Below are 19,014 nucleotides of genomic sequence, written 5' to 3' on the forward strand. Positions count from 1 at the left end.
TGCCGCGCAGCTTCGTGCAATCCGGTCGACTGCCCGTCGTGCCGACGCCGCGCATCGCCGGCGGCACGCGGCTCTGGTTCTGACGAGCCGCGTTGTTGGCATTGTCGTCGTCGTTCGTTCTCCTGTTCGCGTCGGTTCGCGCTGAATCAGGCGGCCGCACAGTTTGCTGCGTATTCGAGTTCGGCTGCGCCTGCTGCGTCGTTTGCCTCGGCTGTGCTGGTGGCGAGGTTTGCGAAGACTGCGCCGGTTGCGTCGTTTGAGTCGGCTGCGCAGGCGTGGTCGCTTGCGACGACGGCTGCGTCGGCTGCGAGGGTGTGGGCGAGTTTCGCGGTGCCGGCGTTGGCGCAGAGGGCGGTGCCGACGTACGAGGTTGCTGAACAGGCGTCTGAGTGCCAGGCGGATTGGCTGGGTTGCCAGCGTTCTGGGCCGAGGCGGTCGTCAGACCCGCGGCGGCAAGCGCCGCCAACACATAAACCGAAGTCCGCATCGCACGTTCTCCATACGCGTCGAATGCACAGTTAACGGTCCGCATCCAAGCCAGTTCCGACCGCCGACGCTGACAGAAAACGCCGCACTCGAACCACCGCGGCGGGGACCTTCTGTGCCACTTTTTTTACCGCGATCTGCATCTGTTATGCAGCACAGACCGCCCCTACCATGCACCCGTACCAAGGAGAAAAGCGATGCGGATTGCCAAACCCCTGCTGCTGGTCACGACGCCCCTGGGCGTGGCGGGCGCAATTTACGAAGCGTACCGGCTGGCCGGCGGACTGGTGTTCCTGATGGTGGCGCTGATCTCCCTGATCGCTGTCGCGGTCGGCACACTGGTCATGACCATCCGTCGCGAGGCCGCGGCGGAAGCGCAGCGGGCGCAAACACACGCATCGGAGCAATCATGAAAGCACTCATCATCCTCACGCTGGTCGGCATCGTGCTCAGTCTGGGCCACGCATTGTTCTCCATGACCAGCGGTCCCACCGATAACAAGCGCATGGTGCGCGCGTTGAGCGTGCGCGTCGGGCTGTCCGTGGCGTTGTTTGCCTTCCTGATGATTGGCTGGTACTTAGGCTTGGTCGAACCCCACTAACGCGGGCGCATGAAGCTGTATCAGGAGCTGGCCGCCGATCTCACATCGCTGATCCGCCAGGGCACGCTGCAAGCGGGCGAACGGATTCCATCGGTGCGCGAGCTGTGTCGTGAGCGAGGAGTGAGTCCCGCTACGGCGATGCGAGCTTACGATGTGCTCGAAGCGAACGGCTTGGTTGAGAGTCGGCAGCGCTCCGGTTATTACGTCAGCAATCGCTGGCAACAAACGCCGCACGAGCCGCGCGCGTCGCGGCCGCCGTCGCGCTCTACGCAGGTCGACGTCAGCGATCTGGTCTTCGATATTCTCGAAGCCTCTCGTGACCGTGACGTCGTGCCTTTGGGCTCGGCCTTCCCGAGTCCGACGCTGTTTCCTTGGGCGAAGCTGGCGAGACATCTAGGCAGCAGCGCGCGCAATGTGGATCCGTGGAGCACGGTGCAGAGTCTGCCGCCGGGCAGTCCAGAACTGAGACGGCAGATCGCGCGTCGATACCTGCAATTTGGCTCACGTGTTCCGGCCGACGAAATCGTGATCACCTCCGGCGCGCTGGAGGCATTGAATCTTTGTCTGCAAACCGTCACGCGGCCGGGCGATACCGTCGCTATCGAAGCGCCTGCGTTCTACGCCTGCTTGCAAGCGATCGAAATGTGGGGCTTGCGAGCGGTGGAGATTCCCACTCATCCGCGCGAAGGCGTCGATCTCGGCGCGCTCGAGCAAGCGATCGGCAAGCACGACATTCGCGCCTGCTGGTTCATGACGACGTTCCAGAATCCGTTGGGCGCCTCGCTGCCCGAGGAAAAGAAACGTGACCTGGTGCAGCTGCTCGCCGACCACGAGATCCCGTTGATCGAAGACGACGTGTACGCGGAGCTGCACTTCGAGCAGCACCGGCCGAAGCCGGCCAAGGCGTTCGATCGCAAGGGGCTGGTGTTGAACTGTGGCTCGTTCTCCAAGAGCCTGGCGCCGGGCTATCGATTGGGCTGGACGGCCGCGGGCCGATTTGCGTCGGCGGTACAGCGCCGCAAGATCGCGACGTCGCTGGCCACCAGCGTGCCGATCCAGAACGGCATTGCGCAGATGCTGAGGAACGAAGGCTACGACCGGCATCTCGACAAGTTGCGCCAAGCGCTCAAGTCGCAGCAGGCTGCGGCGTTGGCGTGCATCAAGAAACATTTTCCGGCGGGGTACAGGGTGGCTACGCCGGAGGGCGGTTATTTCCTCTGGATCGAATTGCCGCAGCAGGTCGACGCACTGGAAGTGCATCGTCGCGCCATTGAAGCTCACATCAGTATCGCTCCGGGCCCGATGTTTTCGGCGCGCCGGCAGTTCAGGCACTGCGTGCGGCTGAACTACGGGCATCCGTGGAGCGATCAGGTCGAGGATGCAGTTGCGGAGCTGGGAAGGATCATCGTCGCGCTCGTATAGTTCGTCTGGAACGCCGCCGGCAGTCGCCGAGTTATCGATCGATCATGCGACTGTTCATCATCCTCCTGGTAATTGTGTTGGCCGTCGCCGGCGCCTTGTATGGCGTGCGCAGTGGGATGATCGCGGTGCCGCCCGATTGGAATCCGTGGGCGACCTTGGACGTGAATGCCGAGCCCAACTTCCTCACGCGGCACAAGCTGGCGCGCTTGTCCAAAAGCTCCGAGCTTTGCCAGCAGGTGCTGGCGACCACCAACCTGAAATACGCCCGCGTGGACGACCGCACGACCGGACCGGCGTGCGGTTTCTTCAATGCCGTGCGCATAGAGAAAACGTCCGCCGCCGTGGGCAAGCCGTTTTCGCTGAGCTGTCGCGCGGCGGTGTCGCTGGCGATGTGGGAGCGGCATGTGCTGGCGCCGGCGGCGCAAGCGCATTTCGGGAAGAGGGTGGCGAGCCTCGAGCACTTCGGCAGTTATTCCTGTCGCAACGTTTATGGCCGGGCCAACGCGACTCGAAGTCAGCATGCAACCGCGGAGGCGCTGGACCTCGCCGGGTTCGTGCTCGAAGATGGCGAACGAATTCGCGTATTGAAAGACTGGAACGAGGGCGGAGCGCGAGCGGCGTTTCTGCGCGACGTGCGAACCGGGGCATGCCGTTTCTTTGACGGTGTGCTGAGCCCCGACTACAACGCGGCCCACCGCGATCACTTCCATTTCGATCGCGGTCCCTACCGCGTCTGTCGCTAGCTCATGTAAGGATCCCAGAAGCCCGCCGCCGGCTCGATCTGTTGCACCACATCGACCCAGGTGCCCGACGGATCGAGCAGGCCGAAGCGACGCTGACCCCAGGGCTCATCCCGAAGCTCATAAGCGATGCGCGCGCCTGACTGCTGCACCTTCTCGAACTCCGCCGCCGCATCGGCGACCTGCAAAGTGAAAAACATGCCCTGGCCGTTGAACGTGGCGGGGCCGGGCGGGCTGGAGGGATGGTCCGGCGACATGAAGGCAATGGCCAGCACGGGGTTGGCCTTGGACGCCAGGTAAATGAACCACGACGACTCGAACACCACCTCGAAGCCGAAGTGGCGCACATAGAAATCGCGGCAGTCGCCGATGGCGGGGGTGACGATCACCGGATAGGCGGACTCCAATTGCATGCGAGCTCCTCGATGGGGGAAAGCCCCAGGATGCGCTCAGCGCGGCGAGTGGTATTGAAAAAATGCGTCGTCGTGGCGTAGTTGGCCGGGTGAGACGCCGGCCAGGCGAGTGAAGTCGCGAGTCATGTGCGCCTGGTCGGAATAGCCGGCGTCGTTCGCGACTGCGGTCAAGGAGCGCGCAGGCGGGTGAGCAATGAGATCGGCTGCATGCCGCAGCCGAGAGATCATGCAAAACAACTTCAACGGCACGCCCACCGTTTGCAGAAACGCGCGTTCCATTTGTCGGCGGCTCTTGCCGAACCAGGAGGCGACGTCATCCACGCGCACCAAGCCATGTCGAACATCGACGTGCTCGATGACGCCATCGATGTAGCTCGCCACGGGCGGTGCGTGGGCCAGCAATCCACCCAGGATCACATCGAGTTCGTCGAACAACGCCTCACTGGCGATGCGCATGGCGATTCGATCTGCAGGAAACTCCATCAGCGCACGCAAGTCCGCGCTCGAGTCGGTGATCTCGGCGGCAGCGGCGCGGATGAAGTGGCGGCTTTGCCCCGGATGAAAGCGAATACCGAGGTAATGATATCCGGGAGCGCAGGCGATAGCAGTCGGCGAGGTCGTAGTCCCATACACCCACGAGCGGTAACCACTGGCGCTCACCTCCAGCACCAGATCGACGCAGCCATCCGGCAATGCCGTGTAAAGCGGCGCCGAGTTGTTCAAGCTAAGCCAGTACTGACGGACGAAACGCGCCAGCCCGCGGCCGGGTCGTCGAACGCTGAAGCTGCTGGATGTACGCGCCATGCGGGCACTCTAAACCGGCATCGTCTGCAGCCGCCACCACTTCGGCAGCAATTCCCGCACTTCGCGACGCGCGAAGCGATCGTCGATGAGATAGACCACGCCGCGGTCGTGGCGCGTCCGAATGACCCGTCCCGCCGCCTGAATCACCTTTTGCAGGCCAGGGTAGAGATACGTGTACGCATAGCCGTCTTCGAACAACTGATCGAGCCGCAACCGCATCTGCTCGCTCACATCGTTGAGCTGCGGCAGGCCCAGGGTCGCGATGAATGCGCCGATCATCCGTTCGCCGGGCAGATCGACGCCCTCGCCGAAGGCGCCTCCCAGCACCGCCAGCGCGATACCGCGTCCGTGCGCCTCGAAGCCATCGAGAAATTGCTGGCGCTCGCTCTCCGACATGTTGCGACGTTGCAGCCGGTTGGGAATGTGCGGAGCGAGCCGATCCAGCCCCTCGGCGATACGCGCCAGGTAATCGAAGCTGCTCGCAAACATGAAGTAGTTGCCGGGGCGGCGTTCGAACTGCCGCACGATGAGCTCGACCATGGGGGTGATGGAATCGTCGCGATGTCGATAGCGCGTGGAAATATGTCGCGCGACGCGCACTTCGAGCTGATCCGCCGAAAACGGCGAGTCGACGTCCAGCCAGCGCGTCGTCTCGGGGAGTCCCAGCAGGTCGAGATAGAAATCCCGCGGTGTCAGCGTGGCGGAGAACAGCACCACGCTGCGCGTGTTGTCGAAGCGTGGTCTCAGAAACGGCGCCGGCACCACATTGCGGATGGAAAAGGTCGCGTGCTCAGGGTGGGCGATTTCGAACAGCGAATGTTCCGCCAGCTCCATCGCCAGAGTGTTGAACGCCAGCGCGTCGAAAAACAGCTGCTGCACCGGTTCGGGCAACGCCATTGCCTGGTCGGCGAGCGCGCTCTGCTCCGTGATATAGGTATCGAGCGCCTTCAATAAGGTCTTCGGCACATTGTCATAAACCCGATACGGGGCCTCCTGCGAGTCCGCGATGCGTTGGAATTCGGTGCTCAGCCGCTGGATCACGCCTCGGAGCATGGGCGGCGATTCCTTGCGGGCGCGGCGCAGAGCTTCGGCGTCGAGGGACGCCGAGTACATGCGTCGCGCGCGTTCGACCAGGTTGTGCGCTTCGTCCACCAGTACGCCGACGCGCCAACCTTGCTCGAGTGCGAGTCCATAAAGAAACGCGCTCTGATCGAAGTAGTAGTTGTAGTCGCCGATGATCACATCGCTCCAGCGCGCCAGCTCCTGCGACAGAAAATACGGGCAAACGCGGTGTTCGGCAGCCACGTCATCGATGACTGCGCGCGTCATCGTGCCGCGTTCAAGCGCCGCCGCTCGCGCATCCGGTAGCCGGTCGTAGAATTTCTTTGCGAGCGGACACGATTCGCCATGACACGCGGCGTCCGGATGTTTGCAGATTTTTTCGCGCGCGGTGATTTCCAGAACCCGCAGCTTGACCTCGGGCGGTATCAATGCACGCAGCGCATCGAGCGCGAGCTGGCGTCCCGTCGTCTTGGCGGTGAGATAAAAGATGCGATCGATCTTTTGCGCGCCCATCGCCTTGAGCATGGGAAAAAGCGTGCCCATGGTCTTGCCGACGCCAGTAGGGGCTTGCGCCAGCAGGTGCTCGCCCATCACGGCCACTCGATACACCGCTTCTGCGAGCTGGCGCTGGGCTGCATAGAAGTCGAACGGGAAGGCGAGCGATTGCAGCGCCTGGTCGCGGGCCTCACGATGCGCGCATTCCGAGCGGCCCCACACCGCGTATCGAGAACAATGCTGTTCGAAAAAGGTTTGCAGTTCCTCGGCCGAGCAATCCTGCGTCAGCACCGTTTCTTCTTCGCTGTCCACATCGAAGTACACCAGCGCCAGGCGCAGCTCGCTCAGCTGCTGCTGACGACACAGCATTGCGCCATACATCTTGGCCTGAGCCCAATGCAGTTCGCGGTGGTTCTCCGGCATGCGGGACAATTCGCCGCGAAAAGTCTTGCACTCATCGAGTCGCCGCTGGTTCTTGTCATAACCATCGGCGCGGCCGCGCACGTGCAAGCCATCATGAACGGCTTCGAGCGTCTTTTCCGCTTCATACTCGCGCCCGCGACGAGCCGCCACGATACCGTGGCCCGCGATGCCTTCGCGAGCGCTCGGGGCAGGCGTGAAACGCAGGTCCAGATCGCCGCGCTTCGCCGTGAACTGGCACAACACTCGCACAGCCACCGACATGCAGGTGGACGCGAGAGTGACAGCGGCGGGCGCTGACGCCGGCGTCGGGGATTTCCCGGTCGACATAGGAATATGGAATTTCTGTGGTTATATACAGTAGCATCGACTCCGGTGTGAGTTCTACGTGCCCGGCAGGCGCAACGCCGGCAAAGGTGGGTTCCGTGCCTGAAGGCATTCAGATTCGTCGCCTCGAAGTGTTTGGCGAGCGGGAAGTTCAGGGCTTGAGCGACGTGCTGATCGACTGCGTCGAAGGCGGCGCTTCGGTAAGTTTCATGCTGCCCATGACCCGCGACAAAGCGCATAGCTTCTGGTCGAAAGCGGCAGAGAGCGCGGCACGAGGCGAGCGCATGATCTTCGTCGCCGAGGACAGTTCGGGCGCCATCCTCGGCACCGTACAACTGCTCATGGATCAGCCGGAGAATCAGCCTCATCGAGGCGACATATCGAAGATGCTGGTGCACCGACGCGCGCGGCGGCTCGGTCTTGGTGCGGCGTTGCTAACGGCCGCCGAGCAGGCGGCGTTGAACGCCGGCAAGACGGTGCTGGTGCTGGATACCGCAAGTGAAGACGCTGAACGGCTCTACCGACGACAAGGCTGGCAGTACTGCGGCCGCATTCCCGACTACGCGCTCATGCCGGACGGCGCGTTCTGCGACACTCACGTCTTCTACAAGTTGCTCGCCCCTGGCTCGACATAACGACGTCCGAGTCTGTCGTACAAAGTGAACGCCTGTCGGGAACTTTCCTGGACGTCCGAGCGTTCCTCCCGTCATGCCAATGAATAAGCTGCGGCCGGGGCTCCCCTGACGCCGTGGCAACGGCCCGGCGGAATCCAGCAGCGACATGCGCAAACGTTTCGAGAAAGAGACGCACGACGGTTGGTATGTGTTCATCGCGGCGAGCATGCTCGCGATCTTCGTGGTCGACCTGCAGACCCGGATCGGAGTGGCCACGTGGCTGTTCTATCTGATCCCGCTCGGGGCATCCATCTTTCTGACCCGGCCCGGCGCGCCGCTGCTGGTGGCCGGCCTTTCGACCGTGCTGATCGTCGTCGACTATCTGTTCTCGCCGGAAGGGGAGTCCGCGCAGATCGCGATGGCGAACCGCAGCTTCGCTACCGTGGTGATCTGGGCCTTCGCCATCCAGACGCGTCTCACCATCATTTCACGCCAATCGCTGCGCAAGCGAGATTGGATGCGGGTGGCGCAGTCCACACTCTCGCAACGAGTGCTCGGCGAGCTGACGCTCACCGAGATCGGCGACCGGATCGCCACATTCATCAGCGAGTACCTCGGCGCCAGTGTCGGCGCCCTGTATGCGCGTCAGGGCGCCGAGGCGGTCCGCATCGGTGGCTATGCTTTGCCTGCGCAGCACCTTGCACGCGACAGCATCCCAGTACACGAGGGGCTGGTCGGGCAGGCCATCAAGGATCGCAAGCCCATCCATCTGCAATCGATACCGGCGCACGAGCTGGAGATCACCGGCGCGCTCGGTTCGATTCGGCCCAAGACGCTGACCGTCACCCCGTTGATCGCCGATGGCGAAGCAGTCGGTGCGCTGGAGCTCGGCTTCATCGAATCGATCGGCGCGGCCGATCTGGAATTGCTGGAACTGCTGAGCGAATCCATGGGCATCGCGATTCGCACGGCGCGTTTGCGCAGCGAGCGTGAAGAGCTGCTGCGTGCGACCCAGCAGCAAGCCGAGGAACTGCAGACTCAGCAAGAAGAGCTCCGCGTCAGCAACGAGGAGCTCGAACAGCAGAGCAACATGCTGCGCGACAGCCAGGCCCGGCTGGAAGCGCAGCAGGCGGAGCTCGAACAGAGCAATGTGCAGCTCGAAGAGCACATGCAAATGCTGGCGCACCAGAACGACGACCTGGACGCTGCGCGGCGCGAGCTGATCGCCAAGGCCTCCGAGCTGGAGCGTTCCAATCAGTTCAAGTCCGAATTCCTGGCCAACATGTCGCACGAGCTGCGCACGCCGCTCAACAGCTCGTTGATCCTCGCCAAGCTGCTGGCCGACAACGCGCAGGGCAATCTCACCGAGGAACAGGTGAAATTCGCCCGAAACATTTATTCGGCCGGCAACGATCTGCTGGAGCTGATCAACGACATCCTGGATCTGTCCAAGATCGAGGCGCGGCAAATCGATCTGAAGCGCGAAAAGGTCGGGCTGCAGTCGTTGCTCGACAATCTGGCGCAGACCTTCCGGCCGATCGCGAGTCAGAAGCGCGTCGAGCTGCAGCTCTCGGTGGCGCCGGATACGCCGGCGGAGCTGGAGACGGACTCGCAACGCTTGCGGCAGATCCTGCGCAACCTGCTGTCCAACGCACTCAAGTTCACCATGCAAGGCCGGGTATCGCTGCGAATCTTCAGCAAAGCGGGCAGCGGCGACCTGGCGTTCGCGGTCGAGGATACGGGCATCGGCATCCCGGCCGACAAGCAGGAAATCATTTTCGAACCGTTCCGCCAGGCCGACGGCACCACCAATCGCCGTTTCGGCGGCACCGGGTTGGGTCTGTCGATCTCGCGTGAGCTGGCGGCGATGCTCGGCGGTCGTATCGAGTTGCGCAGCGAGCCCGATGTCGGCAGCACGTTCACGCTGATCCTGCCGCGGACCATGCCGGAGCAGGAAGAGAAGCCCGAGCAGGTCGTCGCGCCTGCACCGGTTAGCGCTCCAGTGCGGGCTCGACGCAGCTCCATCTCCGAGACAGCGATAGAAGCGGCGCCGACCAGAGCAAATACCAGCAATGCGCGCTTGTTGTTGATCGTGGAAGACGATCCGTCCTTCGCGCAGACCATCGCGACGCTGGCCGCCGGATTGCAGTTCGAGTGCATGATCGCGCACACCGCCGATGAAGGCATCGACCTGGCCCTCAAGCATCGGCCCACCGCAATCGTGCTCGACATTCGTTTGCCGGATCACACCGGTCTGACGGTGCTCGATCGACTCAAGCACGATCCAGCGACGCGTCATATTCCCGTGCAGGTGATCTCGGGCCACGACTACACGCACGTGGCGCTGGAAATGGGCGCCGCCAATGTCATGAGAAAGCCGGTGGAGCGCGAGCAACTGCTCAGCGCACTCGCCAATCTGGCTCACAAAGCGAACGACGCCAACCGCGCGGTGCTGATCGTGGAAGACAATGCCGTGCAACGGGACAGCATCGAGCGTCTGTTGCATTCCGAGCAGGTCAACACGGTGGCGGTTGCGTCGGCGGCGGACGCGCTGGAGAAGCTGCGCACCTCCACCTTCGATTGCATGGTGCTCGATCTGGCGCTGCCCGACGCTTCGGGCTTCGAGCTGCTGGAGCAAATGGCGACCAACGAGTCGTACTCGTTCCCGCCGGTGATCGTCTACACCGGGCGCAGCTTGTCGGCGGACGAAGAGCAACAGCTGATGCGTTACTCCAAGTCCATCATCATCAAAGGCACGCGCTCGCCGGAGCGCCTGCTCGATGAAGTGACGCTGTTCCTGCACCGAGTCGAATCGTCCTTACCGCCCGAACAACAACGGATGTTGCGCGTGGCGCGCAGCCGGGAATCGGTCTTCGAGAAACGGCGCATCCTGCTGGTGGAAGACGACGTGCGCAACGTATTCGCGATCACGCGAGTGCTGGAGCCGCACGGCGCGATCATCGACATCGCACGCAACGGCCTGGAGGCGCTCGAAGCATTGAAGCGGCAGCCGGACGTCGATCTGGTGTTGATGGACATTATGATGCCCGAGATGGACGGCTTCGAGGCCACTCGCGCGATTCGCGCCGAAGGCCGCTGGGCCAATCTGCCCATCATCGCGCTGACCGCCAAGGCCATGCCCGACGACCGGCAGAAATGTTTGCAGGCGGGCGCCAACGACTACATCACCAAGCCGATCGACATCGAAAAACTGCTGTCGCTGCTGCGCATCTGGATGCCGGCGCGACGAGGTGCGCCGCGTTGAGGCTGGAAATCTCGGAACCCGAGATTGCCCAGCTGCTGGAGATCATCTATCAGCGCTATCACTATGACTTTCGGCAATATGCCGCGGCTTCGTTGAAGCGGCGGCTGCAACAGGCGCTGACGCACTTCCGCTGCGCAACTCTGCAGCAGTTGCAAGACCTGCTGACCAGTGACGAGAGCGTGTTTCCGCGCTTGCTGGAATATCTCACGGTGCAGGTCAGCGATCTGTTTCGCGATCCGGAGTTTTTCCTGACGCTGCGCCAGCAGGTGATGCCGCTGCTCGCCACCTATCCGTCGTTGAAACTGTGGATCGCCGGCTGCAGCACCGGTGAAGAAGCCTATTCGTTCGCCATTGCGCTGGCGGAGGAGGGCTTGCTCGATCGCACCAGGATCTACGCCACCGACATCAACGACGGCAGTCTGCGCAAGGCGCAGAAAGGTGTGTATCCGCTCGATCGCATGCGTCAGTTCACCATGAACCATCGCGCCGCCGGCGGGCACGGCTCGTTGTCGGACTATTATCATGCGTCCCACGACAGCGCCGTGATGTCGCCGACGCTCAAACAACACATCACCTTCGCGGATCACAGTCTCGCCACCGACAGCATTTTTTCCGAAGTTCAGCTGGTGTCGTGTCGCAACGTTCTGATCTACTTCGACCGGCTGTTACAGGACCGGGCGCTCGGCCTGTTCCACGACGCGTTGTGCCGACGCGGTTTTTTGTGTCTGGGGACCAAGGAATCGGTGCGCTTCTCGGCTTACGCTCAGCGTTTCCAGGAGCTCAGTCCGGAACAGAAGATCTACCGGAGGGTCGATTGATGGACGTGCCTGGCGCCGTGGTCATCGGCGGCTCGGCAGGAGCACTCGACGTGCTGCGCGCCATCGTACGCGCGCTGCCGCCCGTCATTCCGTGTCCGGTGGTGGTCGTCATTCATCTGCCCTCGCATTCCAGCGGACTCGCGGAACTGCTGGGCGCGGAGACTTCACTGAAGGTGAAGCAAGCCGAAGACAAGGAACCGCTGGTTGCCGGCGTGATCTACATCGCGCCGCCCAGTTATCACTTGTTGATCGAGTCCTCCGGCACGTTCGCGCTGTCGGTGGATCCGCCGGTGCATTACTCACGACCGGCGATCGACGTGCTGTTCGAGACGGCGCGCGATGTTTACGGCCGCAACCTCATCGGCGTGCTGTTGAGCGGCGCCAGCGAGGATGGCGCGGCCGGCTTGCAGGAGATTCACGCGGCCGGCGGCACGACCATCGTGCAAACGCCGCTTTCAGCCGAGGTCGCCATCATGCCGGCGGCGGCCCTCGCATTGTTTCAGCCCACCTATCTATGGTCGCCCAACGAGTTAGCTTCGAGCTTGAGTCAGTTGCTGAGCGGGAGCGCGATATGACCGAGCGCTCGCGCATCCTGCTGGTTGACGACATCGAGGAGAACCTGGTCGCGCTGGAAGCGCTGCTGCGTCGAGACGACGCGGACATCGTTACCGCACGCTCCGGCACCGAAGCGCTGGAGCTGGTGCTGCAGTATGAATTCGCGCTGGCTTTCATCGACGTGCAGATGCCCGAGATGAACGGCTTCGAGCTGGCGGAATACATGCGCGGCGCGGAGCGTACCAAATATATCCCCATCATCTTTTTGACAGCGGGCACGGGCGATGCGAATCGCGTGTTCCGCGGCTATGAATCCGGCGCGGTGGATTTTCTGTTCAAACCGGTCGATCCGACCGTCCTGCGCCATAAGACCGACACGTTCATCGGCCTGGATCAGCAGCGCAAGAAACTCGCCCTGCAATATCAGCAGTTGCAGGAAAGCGAATCGTTGTTACGCGAAGCGGTACAGGCGCGCGAGGACGTGCTGGCCGTGGTGTCGCACGACATTCGCAATTTCCTGCAGGCCATCAAAAGCGGCGTGCAAATGCTGAACAAGCCGCCGGAGAAATTGGGGCCCGAGGCGCGGGCGGCGATTCACGGGCGCTTATCGAGCACGGTGGATCTGATGAGTCGAGTGATCGCCGATCTGCTGGACATGGCCAGCATCCGCTCGGGCCGGATCGAAGTGGAGCAGCGGCCGCAAATCGCCGGCCAGCTGCTCAACGAAGCGGTTGCCGTGCATGAGCCGCTGGCGGGCCAGAAAGGGATTGTGCTGGTCGGCGAATGTGACGTCGCCGGCTCGGTCGTGCTGTGCGACCGGGAGCGCATCCTGCAGGTGTTTTCCAATCTGCTCGGCAACGCCATCAAGTTCTGTCGCCATGGCGATCGGATCAAAGTCACGATGCGCCAGGTCGAGGATTGCGTGCAGGCGTCGGTGATCGATACCGGCCCGGGCATTGCGAGCAGCGACCTGCCCCTGGTGTTCGACGCCTACTGGTCGGGCGCCACCAACCGGCGCAGCGGCACCGGTCTGGGGTTGTATATCACCAAGCGCATCGTCGAAGCGCACGACGGGCGCATCTGGATCGAGAGCGAGCCGGGCAAGGGCACGGCCGTGCACTTCACCCTCTCGCTTGCGACCGGGGCGGCTGTTACCAGTTGAACAGCGTGCCGTCCTCGAGACGGTTGACCGGCAGGCTGGCGGGCCGATAGGGATATTTCGCGGCCAGCGCTTCATCGATGTCCACGCCATGGCCCGGCGCCTGGCCGGGATGCAAATCGCCGTTCGAGAACGTGTAAGCGTGCGGGAACACCGCGTCGGTTTCGTCCGTGTGGCGCATGTACTCCTGGATGCCGAAGTTCGGTACCCACAGATCGAAGTGCAGGGCCGCCCCCATGCACACTGGGGACAGATCGGTCGCGCCATGGAAGCCGGTCCGCACGTTGTTCAACTCGGCCAGGTGAGCGATTCGACGCACGTGGCTGATGCCGCCCGCGTGCACGATGGTCGTGCGGATGTAATCGATCAGCTGTTCGTCGATGAGTTGCTTGGCATCCCACACGGAATTGAACACTTCGCCGACGGCCAGCGGCGTGGTGGTGTGCTGGCGGATGGTGCGGAAGCCGGCCTGGTTTTCGGCGGGCGTGCAGTCTTCCAGCCAGAACGGACGGAACTCTTCGAGATCCTTGCCCAGCCGGCCGGCTTCCAGCGGCGTGAGACGATGGTGCACGTCGTGCAGCAGGTGCACGTCCCAGCCCAGCGCGTCGCGCGCGGCAGCAAACAATTTGGGCACGGTCGGCATGTACTTGATGGTCGACCAGACATTCTCGGTCGGGCGCGCCGCGTCCGCCGGCTCGTAGAACAGCTTGTCCTTGGACACGCCGTAGGTGGAGGCGAGGCCCGGCACGCCGCTTTGCAGGCGGATGGCTTTGTAGCCTTGTTCCTTGTAGCGCTTGGCTTGCTCGATGGTCTCGTCGATGGTGTTGCCGTTGGCGTGACCGTAGACCATCACCCCGGTACGGCTCGCGCCGCCGAGCAGCTCGTACAACGGCATGTTGGCGTTCTTGGCCTTGATATCCCATAGGGCCACGTCGACGGCGGCGATCGCGGTCATGGTGATGGGGCCGCGGCGCCAATACGCGCCTTTGTAGAAGAACTGCCAGATGTCCTCGATCTGACGCGCGTCGCGCCCGATCAGGCACGGCACGACGTGATCGTTCAGATAACTCGCGACTGCCAGCTCGCGGCCGTTGAGGGTGGCGTCACCCAGGCCGTAGACACCGCTTTTAGTGGTGATTTTGAGCGTGACGAAGTTACGGCCCGGGCAGGTGATGATGACGCGGGCGTCGACGATGGTGTGCATGGTCAGAAGAACGGCATCAGAACATTGGTCATGCCACTCTGGCCTGACCAATGGGCATTGTCAACGCCAGGACGGGCGATTCTCACCGAACGCGACCCAGGTCGCGTTCGGGCGCTCATTGGCTGGCGGCGTAGCGCTTGCGCTGTTCGGCGATCTGCTGCCGGGCTCGTTCCAGCTCCTGCACCTCCGTGGCCTTGAGCAAAGCGTCGATGACCCGGGTCAGGTGCTCTCGCATGGCTGCGCGGGCGCCCTCCGGATCGCGCTGGCGAAGCGCTTTGAGAATCGCGGTGTGCTCGTCGATGCGCGGCTTGACGCCGGTGGCGCGCACCTTGGCGCTGAGCGACCGGCTTTGTGGCGAGCGGGTGCGAGCGTCCCAGAGCATTTTCACGGCGGCGATCATGCCGCTGTTCTGGGTGGCCGCGGCGATGGTCTCGTGGAAGCGCCGGTCGGCGTCTTCACTGAGCATCACGTCCTTCTCGTTCTCCGTGCGCATTTCAGTGAGCAGCGCGTTCAGTTCGGCCAGCTGCGCATCGTCGATGCGAGTGGCGGCGAGGGCGCATGCTTCGCCTTCGATGGAACGTCGCGCTTCGAGCAATTCGAACGGGCCGATGTCGGTTGCGCCGGCCTTGCCGCCGGGCGGCTCGGTGTTCGTGACATAAACACCGGAACCTACGCGCACTTCCACGAGGCGATCCAGCTCCAGGGCAATGATTGCTTCGCGAACCGTGGGGCGGGAGACGGAAAAGGTCTGCGCCAGCTCGCGCTCCGAGGGCAACCGCTGGCCGATCTTGTACTGACCGCGCGAAATATCGTTCGCCAGCTTCTGCGCGATGCGCTCGTACAGTCGCTGTGATTCGGCGGGCATGGGCGGCGCTGCGGGCTCGGGCGTTACGGAATGCCTCGATTATTGCTGGCTTGACCAGGGGGCTCAAGCCGGGGCGAGGGAAAGGTCGCTGGAATTGGACTGGCCAATTTCATAATTGGTAAGACCAATTTCCGAATGCATGTCGGTTATGCTTGCGCATCGCTCACACCTGGGATTGCGATGCATCTGGGCATTCTGGAGACCGGCGCGCCGCCGGGCGACCTGAAAGATCGGTTCGGTTCGTATGGAGACATGTTCCGACGTATGTTGGGACCGGACTACCGCTATTCGTACTACGACGTGCGCACCGGGCGGCTGCCCGAGATCGGTCAGCACACGGCGTACCTGATCACCGGTTCCGCTTCCGGCGTGTACGACGGCGATCCCTGGATCGAGCCGCTGAAGGATTTCATTCAGCAACTGTCCGGGCGCGTTCCGCTGGTGGGAATCTGTTTCGGACATCAGATCATGGCCGAAGCCTACGGCGGGCGAGTCATCAAGTCGCCCAAGGGCTGGGGCGTCGGACTGCACAGCTACGATATTCTGCGTCGCGCCGGCTGGATGAATTCGGATCGTGAGTCGACGTTGAGCATCCCGGTGTCGCATCAGGATCAGGTCATCGAATTGCCCAACGGCGCGACGGTGCTGGCCGCGAGCGAATTCACACCGTACGCGGTGCTCGAGTACCCGCAACGGCGGGCGATTTCGTTTCAGGGTCACCCGGAGTTTTCTCCGGAGTATGCGACCGCGCTGATCGATCTGCGTCGAGGCACTCGCTATCAGCCGGACTTTGCCGATGCCGCCGCGGCGACCTTGAAGAAGCCGAACGACGCGCAGCGAGTGGCCGGTTGGATTCGCAACTTCGTCAGCGGAGCGCGCTGACGTCGGATGCGGGCCAGGCGACCGTGACTTTCAATCCGCCCAAGTCGGAGCGCGTCAGCATAATGGCGCCTCGGGTGGCCTCGACGAGGTCGTTGGCGATAGCCAGGCCGAGGCCGTGACCGGAACCGGCCTCGTCGAGTCGTCCACCGCGCATCAATGCTTCCGTGATTTTCTCAGGCCCGATGCCCGGGCCGTCATCTTCCACCAGCAACACGCCGCCACCAGCCGATTCGCCCGTAATGCGCACGCGCCGGTGCGCGTAGCGCGCGGCGTTTTCAATCAAGGCGCCGGCGATCTCGAGCAGATCTTCGCTTGCTACTGGCAGGCGCAACTCGTCGGGAATGTTGACTTCGAATACCAGCTTCGAGCCGAACTCGGTCTTTTCGACGACGCCTACCAAAGACTCGATCAGTGGTAACGCCGGCGTGAGATCGCCGCTCGGAGCAGCGCGAATCGCGGCTGCGCGGCTGCGAGCCAGCTCACCTTCGATGGCAGCTCTGGCTGCCGCGATGGCTTGATCGAGCCCATCGGCTGCTTCAGTTGCGCCTGCTTCTCGTGCGCGACGACTCTGTGCGGACAGCGCAGCCAAAGGTGTTTTGAGTCCATGGGCGAGATCGGCGGCGCGTCGACGAGCGCGGCTCAGGTCTTTCTCGCGAGCGTCAGCAAGCTCGTTGATGGCGAGCGTGAGTGGCTCGATCTCCGCGACGTGGGCTGCCGTGATGCGTTCGCGAGGATTTCGCTTCAGCGTCTCGACTTCGTTGCGCACGTGGCGCAGAGGACGCAAGCCCAATTCAACCTGCACCCACGAGGCCGCCGCCAGGATGAGCCACAACATCGCCAGAAACATCGCCAGTTCGTTGCCGAATTCCTGGCGCGCGTCATGCAATGACTTTTGTTCGTGCGCCAGCTGAATCAAAACATCGGCGCCGCTGCGCTCGGGCCGAATGATGCGTTCAACCAGCAGGATCTGTTGATCGAACGGCCCGTCGACGATGCGATTGCGCCATTCCAGTGAACTGGCGTTGACGGGGGCGGGCAGATGCTGATCCCACAGCGAGCGGGAGCTTTGCGCGCCTTTGCCGGTGGTGACCTGCCAATACAGACCGCTGGCAGGTTCGAAGAAGCGCGCATCGCCGGGCTCCTGTTCGAGCGCCGGAGTTCCGTCGGGTGCAATCGAGAGCGCGGCGGCGAGCTGCAATCCCTCACGGATCAGGTCGGCTTCGATGCGCCGCTCGACGTGCCGCTCGAACAGCAGCGTCATCGCCACCCATGCAGCGGCAAGCGCCAGGAAGATCGCGATCGCGGCGCTCAGCAGCAGCCGAACGCGCAGGGATCGGGGCATCACCCACCATCACCCGCGAGCAAATAACCGAAGCCGCGTCGGGTCTCGATCACCTGCGGGCCGATCTTCCGACGCAGGCGGACCACCAGCGCTTCGATGGCGTTGGAATCGCCCGGCTCGTCGGCGCCATACAGATGTTCGGCGAGCTCGCCCGCCGACACGGCGCGGCCCGATTGATGCGCCAGATAATCGAGAAAGCGGAATTCCAATTGTGACAAACGGATCGGCCTGCCCGCATAGGTCGCGGACATGCGATGGGTATCGAGCACGAGTTGGCCGACTTCGATGGTCGAGGAGGCGCGCCCGGCCGCACGCCGCACCAGGCCGCGGATGCGAGCGATCAGCTCGCCCATCTCGAAAGGCTTACCCAGATAATCGTCGGCGCCCGCTTCGATGCCCGCGACTTTTTCGGTCCAGTCGTTGCGAGCCGAAAGGATCAGCACGGGAAACGTGCGCTGCGCGCTGCGCCAGCGCTTCAGCACCGACAGGCCGTCGATGCGGGGCAGGCCGAGATCGAGCACGGCCACGTCGTAATCCTCGACGCTGCCCTTGTACCAGGCGTCTTCGCCTTCGGCGGCGATGTCGACCACGAAGCCGGCGCTGGACAAGGCTTGCGCCAGATCCTGAGCCACCGCCGCCTCGTCTTCTATCACCAGCGCACGCAATCAATCGTCCTCGATCTCGAGCACCTTGCCGGTCCGTGCGTCTATTTTCACTTCGCGCACGCGACCGGTGCCAGTGAGTATTTTTATTTCGTACACCAGCGCTTGTTTCTCGTCCTCGAGCTCCACCTCGATCACGTCGCCCGGCACCTGCTCGTTGGCGATGGCGAGGATCTTCACCAGCGGCAGCACCTCGCCGCGCTGTAAGGCTTCGCGCACCACGTTGTGCTCGTTCTTCTTGTCTTTTTTGCCGGCCAATCCGGTGGACATGCCTAGCGACAGGCTGCTCAGCAGCACGATCAGAAGGGCGGAATATCTGGGTTTCATGGCGCCTACTGTGACGATGGGGACCTGACGCCAGGCTGACGCCCCACGACGGGCTGTCGTCAGGGGCGTGCTCGTACATTACGGCCCATGGCACAAGGTTCAGGTTGGTTCGCTTCCTGACCAGTCGCCCATTTTTCAGCAATTTACACAGGAGCACCCAGATGAATATTCAGACGCGTTCGACCGGCCTGCGTACCGGGTTGATTGCCGCTGTTGCCAGCCTGGCCGCGGTGGCGGGCGTGGGTTACGCGCAGACCCAGCAGGCCGCCCAGGAGAAGCTCGTCGAGGTGCCGGCCAATGCACTGAGCGCCGGCGACATCGAGAGCCGCCTGACGGCCCAGGGCATCAAGGTCAAGGAGATCGAGATCCACGACCTGATCGCCGAGGTCGACGGTTACGACGCTCAGGGCCGCGAAATCGACGTGGTCGTCGATCGCCGCAACGGCGAGATGCTGGCGCATCGGTTCGACGATTGATCGAGCCCATCGATTGAGCCCATCGGGGGAGCGCGAGTCAGCGCTCCGATCGAGCCCGCCTCTTCGTCACCGAAG

Annotated in this window: 19 protein-coding genes; 11 read left to right on the forward strand and 8 right to left on the reverse strand. The window is 63.0% G+C overall.

Going from position 1 to position 19,014, the window contains the following annotated elements:
• Positions 1-683: 683 nt before the first annotated feature.
• The 4 genes from JM946_RS25490 to JM946_RS25505 are packed head-to-tail and all read left to right on the forward strand — an operon-like array spanning position 684 to position 3,252.
• Positions 684-899 carry a hypothetical protein gene (locus JM946_RS25490; protein WP_203170201.1) on the forward strand — a complete coding sequence of 72 codons (216 nt, stop codon included), beginning with the start codon at positions 684-686 and terminating at the stop codon, positions 897-899.
• Entirely contained in the window at positions 896-1,087 is a 192-nt protein-coding gene (locus JM946_RS25495; protein WP_203170202.1) for a twin transmembrane helix small protein, read from the forward strand. Before JM946_RS25490 ends, JM946_RS25495 begins: the two co-directional genes overlap by 4 nt.
• A 9-nt stretch (positions 1,088-1,096) precedes the next feature.
• Positions 1,097-2,509, forward strand: a complete 1,413-nt coding sequence (locus JM946_RS25500; protein WP_203170203.1) for an aminotransferase-like domain-containing protein — start codon at positions 1,097-1,099, stop codon at positions 2,507-2,509.
• A 44-nt stretch (positions 2,510-2,553) separates the two neighbouring features.
• Entirely contained in the window at positions 2,554-3,252 is a 699-nt protein-coding gene (locus tag JM946_RS25505; RefSeq protein WP_203170204.1) for an extensin-like domain-containing protein, read from the forward strand.
• Here the strand turns inward: JM946_RS25505 and JM946_RS25510 are convergent.
• From JM946_RS25510 to JM946_RS25520, 3 genes are read right to left on the reverse strand one after another with little or no spacing between them, the layout of a single operon-like run.
• Positions 3,249-3,662, reverse strand: a complete 414-nt coding sequence (locus tag JM946_RS25510; RefSeq protein WP_203170205.1) for a VOC family protein — start codon at positions 3,660-3,662, stop codon at positions 3,249-3,251. The two genes, JM946_RS25505 and JM946_RS25510, sit on opposite strands and share 4 nt — an antisense overlap.
• A gap of 36 nt (positions 3,663-3,698) precedes the next feature.
• A complete protein-coding gene (locus JM946_RS25515; RefSeq protein WP_203170206.1) occupies positions 3,699-4,466 on the reverse strand; it encodes a helix-turn-helix domain-containing protein in 768 nt (255 codons plus the stop codon).
• Positions 4,467-4,475: 9 nt separating this feature from the next.
• Positions 4,476-6,707, reverse strand: coding sequence for an ATP-dependent DNA helicase (locus JM946_RS25520; RefSeq protein ID WP_203170207.1), 2,232 nt, complete (start codon positions 6,705-6,707; stop codon positions 4,476-4,478).
• Positions 6,708-6,868: 161 nt separating this feature from the next.
• Between JM946_RS25520 and JM946_RS25525 the strand changes: the two genes are divergently transcribed.
• The 5 genes from JM946_RS25525 to JM946_RS25545 all read left to right on the forward strand — a co-directional run bounded on the left by JM946_RS25525 (position 6,869) and on the right by JM946_RS25545 (position 13,184).
• Positions 6,869-7,405, forward strand: coding sequence for a GNAT family N-acetyltransferase (locus tag JM946_RS25525; RefSeq protein ID WP_322110979.1), 537 nt, complete (start codon positions 6,869-6,871; stop codon positions 7,403-7,405).
• Positions 7,406-7,550: 145 nt separating this feature from the next.
• On the forward strand, positions 7,551-10,649 hold the full coding sequence (locus JM946_RS25530) for a response regulator (protein WP_203170209.1): 3,099 nt from the start codon (positions 7,551-7,553) through the stop codon (positions 10,647-10,649).
• Complete coding sequence (locus JM946_RS25535; RefSeq protein WP_230979967.1) at positions 10,646-11,467, forward strand: CheR family methyltransferase; 822 nt, start codon at positions 10,646-10,648, stop codon at positions 11,465-11,467. Before JM946_RS25530 ends, JM946_RS25535 begins: the two co-directional genes overlap by 4 nt.
• Positions 11,467-12,042 carry a chemotaxis protein CheB gene (locus JM946_RS25540; RefSeq protein WP_203170211.1) on the forward strand — a complete coding sequence of 192 codons (576 nt, stop codon included), beginning with the start codon at positions 11,467-11,469 and terminating at the stop codon, positions 12,040-12,042. Before JM946_RS25535 ends, JM946_RS25540 begins: the two co-directional genes overlap by 1 nt.
• Positions 12,039-13,184 carry a hybrid sensor histidine kinase/response regulator gene (locus JM946_RS25545; protein WP_203170212.1) on the forward strand — a complete coding sequence of 382 codons (1,146 nt, stop codon included), beginning with the start codon at positions 12,039-12,041 and terminating at the stop codon, positions 13,182-13,184. Before JM946_RS25540 ends, JM946_RS25545 begins: the two co-directional genes overlap by 4 nt.
• On the opposite strand, the gene manD is transcribed toward JM946_RS25545, so the two are convergent.
• The gene (gene manD / locus JM946_RS25550; RefSeq protein ID WP_203170213.1) at positions 13,174-14,385 is read right to left on the reverse strand and encodes a D-mannonate dehydratase ManD; all 1,212 of its coding nucleotides are present in this window, start codon (positions 14,383-14,385) and stop codon (positions 13,174-13,176) included. The two genes, JM946_RS25545 and manD, sit on opposite strands and share 11 nt — an antisense overlap.
• Before the next feature lie 115 nt (positions 14,386-14,500).
• Entirely contained in the window at positions 14,501-15,250 is a 750-nt protein-coding gene (locus JM946_RS25555) for a FadR/GntR family transcriptional regulator (RefSeq protein ID WP_203170214.1), read from the reverse strand.
• Positions 15,251-15,430: 180 nt separating this feature from the next.
• Here JM946_RS25555 and JM946_RS25560 point away from each other — a divergent pair, with 180 nt between their 5' ends.
• Positions 15,431-16,132 (forward strand): glutamine amidotransferase-related protein, encoded by a 702-nt coding sequence (locus tag JM946_RS25560; protein WP_203170215.1) that lies wholly within the window; start codon positions 15,431-15,433, stop codon positions 16,130-16,132.
• Here the strand turns inward: JM946_RS25560 and JM946_RS25565 are convergent.
• The 3 genes from JM946_RS25565 to JM946_RS25575 are packed head-to-tail and all read right to left on the reverse strand — an operon-like array spanning position 16,116 to position 18,463.
• The gene (locus JM946_RS25565; RefSeq protein ID WP_203170216.1) at positions 16,116-17,474 is read right to left on the reverse strand and encodes a sensor histidine kinase; all 1,359 of its coding nucleotides are present in this window, start codon (positions 17,472-17,474) and stop codon (positions 16,116-16,118) included. The genes JM946_RS25560 and JM946_RS25565 overlap by 17 nt on opposite strands.
• Positions 17,474-18,139 (reverse strand): response regulator transcription factor, encoded by a 666-nt coding sequence (locus JM946_RS25570; protein WP_203170217.1) that lies wholly within the window; start codon positions 18,137-18,139, stop codon positions 17,474-17,476. Before JM946_RS25570 ends, JM946_RS25565 begins: the two co-directional genes overlap by 1 nt.
• Positions 18,140-18,463 (reverse strand): PepSY domain-containing protein, encoded by a 324-nt coding sequence (locus JM946_RS25575; protein ID WP_203170218.1) that lies wholly within the window; start codon positions 18,461-18,463, stop codon positions 18,140-18,142. It lies immediately after the preceding gene.
• A 161-nt stretch (positions 18,464-18,624) separates the two neighbouring features.
• On the opposite strand from JM946_RS25575, the gene JM946_RS25580 reads away from it, so the two are divergent.
• Entirely contained in the window at positions 18,625-18,939 is a 315-nt protein-coding gene (locus JM946_RS25580) for a PepSY domain-containing protein (RefSeq protein WP_203170219.1), read from the forward strand.
• Positions 18,940-19,014: the final 75 nt, after the last annotated feature.

This window comes from Steroidobacter gossypii (assembly GCF_016801985.1).
GTDB lineage: Bacteria > Pseudomonadota > Gammaproteobacteria > Steroidobacterales > Steroidobacteraceae > Steroidobacter > Steroidobacter gossypii.

Excerpts from the sequence above, each read along its gene's own strand:
- JM946_RS25490 (WP_203170201.1), top strand. The coding sequence starts at position 684 with ATGCGGATTGCCAAACCCCTGCTGCTGGTCACGACGCCCCTGGGCGTG.
- JM946_RS25495 (WP_203170202.1), top strand. The coding sequence starts at position 896 with ATGAAAGCACTCATCATCCTCACGCTGGTCGGCATCGTGCTCAGTCTG.
- JM946_RS25500 (WP_203170203.1), top strand. The coding sequence starts at position 1,097 with ATGAAGCTGTATCAGGAGCTGGCCGCCGATCTCACATCGCTGATCCGC.
- JM946_RS25505 (WP_203170204.1), top strand. The coding sequence starts at position 2,554 with ATGCGACTGTTCATCATCCTCCTGGTAATTGTGTTGGCCGTCGCCGGC.
- JM946_RS25510 (WP_203170205.1), bottom strand. The coding sequence starts at position 3,662 with ATGCAATTGGAGTCCGCCTATCCGGTGATCGTCACCCCCGCCATCGGC.
- JM946_RS25515 (WP_203170206.1), bottom strand. The coding sequence starts at position 4,466 with ATGGCGCGTACATCCAGCAGCTTCAGCGTTCGACGACCCGGCCGCGGG.
- JM946_RS25520 (WP_203170207.1), bottom strand. The coding sequence starts at position 6,707 with ATGTCGGTGGCTGTGCGAGTGTTGTGCCAGTTCACGGCGAAGCGCGGC.
- JM946_RS25530 (WP_203170209.1), top strand. The coding sequence starts at position 7,551 with ATGCGCAAACGTTTCGAGAAAGAGACGCACGACGGTTGGTATGTGTTC.
- JM946_RS25540 (WP_203170211.1), top strand. The coding sequence starts at position 11,467 with ATGGACGTGCCTGGCGCCGTGGTCATCGGCGGCTCGGCAGGAGCACTC.
- JM946_RS25545 (WP_203170212.1), top strand. The coding sequence starts at position 12,039 with ATGACCGAGCGCTCGCGCATCCTGCTGGTTGACGACATCGAGGAGAAC.
- manD (WP_203170213.1), bottom strand. The coding sequence starts at position 14,385 with ATGCACACCATCGTCGACGCCCGCGTCATCATCACCTGCCCGGGCCGT.
- JM946_RS25555 (WP_203170214.1), bottom strand. The coding sequence starts at position 15,250 with ATGCCCGCCGAATCACAGCGACTGTACGAGCGCATCGCGCAGAAGCTG.
- JM946_RS25560 (WP_203170215.1), top strand. The coding sequence starts at position 15,431 with ATGCATCTGGGCATTCTGGAGACCGGCGCGCCGCCGGGCGACCTGAAA.
- JM946_RS25565 (WP_203170216.1), bottom strand. The coding sequence starts at position 17,474 with ATGCCCCGATCCCTGCGCGTTCGGCTGCTGCTGAGCGCCGCGATCGCG.
- JM946_RS25575 (WP_203170218.1), bottom strand. The coding sequence starts at position 18,463 with ATGAAACCCAGATATTCCGCCCTTCTGATCGTGCTGCTGAGCAGCCTG.
- JM946_RS25580 (WP_203170219.1), top strand. The coding sequence starts at position 18,625 with ATGAATATTCAGACGCGTTCGACCGGCCTGCGTACCGGGTTGATTGCC.